Below are 1,056 nucleotides of genomic sequence, written 5' to 3'. Positions count from 1 at the left end.
GCATTGTCGGTATTGGCTATGGTGTAAAAAATTATGGAGAGAGTGGCAAAGAGTTTTTGCTTTCGGCTGATCTCACCACCGCTGCTTATTGTCTTGCTCGGGAATATTCTAGAGGTGAAAAATCACAGCGTAAATATGGAGATGTGCTGTTTTACGCGAAGGAGGATTTTAATGTTAAAGCTCCAGATCTTTCCGAAAGCCATATCATAACCGCTTTAAACAAAGTGATTGCATGGGCGCAAGCACAGGATATTGAAAAAAAGTTGTGCGAGGAAGCTACTAATCATTCTGCCGTTGCACAAGCATTACTTGGTGATATGGAGGCTTTAAGGAGTGATAGATCTACTCCAAAACTATCTGTGCCAGAATTTGCAGATTATAAAACAATGACATCGGATGATCGCCTGCTTTTTTTTGCGCAAGCCTATAAAAATGGGGGGGTGAATGATATTCTAACGCGCAAAAAAACCAAACAGCGCTCGATAAGCCTCACAGCAGCAATGCGCGTTCTCAAAACACAAGGGTGGTTTTCTACGGAGCCTGGAAAAATGTGGTTGATTTTGCCCGACCGCTTCATTCAATTTGATTTTGGTTTTATACGTCTCCATGACAATTACAATGTCCGTATTGAAGCTGAAATATCTAATGAAATGATTTCTGTCGCTTGCAATTGTATTCACTATAGTGAGGAATATTGGTGCGTTTCTCCTACGGGGCTTTATAATTCTTTTAATACGATTGGGGGGGGATTTTTAGTGGTTTTGGTAAAGGCATTGATATTTGTGTAGAGACATTAGATGAGCAAGAGCTTATCAAAATCTCTGAGCGGATAATACAGTGGGCGCGTGCCCAAGATTTACAAGCATCAATAGAAAGCAAAACACGTGTTCAAAAGTATAGCTACAATATACGTATAGTCTGGCATTTGGCTTGTTTAGCATTGACAGGTCAAATTGATGTTCTGAAATCTTATCAAAATTTTTTAGAAGCAGGTACGATTTCTGAAATTTTGGATGACCGTGAAGTAGAGAGATATATTAACCAGGCCGTTCAATT

Annotated in this window: 1 pseudogene; it reads left to right on the top strand. The window is 39.7% G+C overall.

Annotated features, from left to right (window positions below):
* A pseudogene (locus GGR08_RS08015) lies at positions 1-1,056 on the top strand (DUF6990 domain-containing protein); the annotation flags it as partial.

It is taken from the genome of Bartonella fuyuanensis, assembly GCF_014197255.1.
Taxonomy (GTDB): Bacteria; Pseudomonadota; Alphaproteobacteria; order Rhizobiales; family Rhizobiaceae; genus Bartonella; species Bartonella fuyuanensis.
Note: the sequence above shows the minus strand (reverse complement) of the source record. Positions and strands in the feature narration are given on the sequence as shown.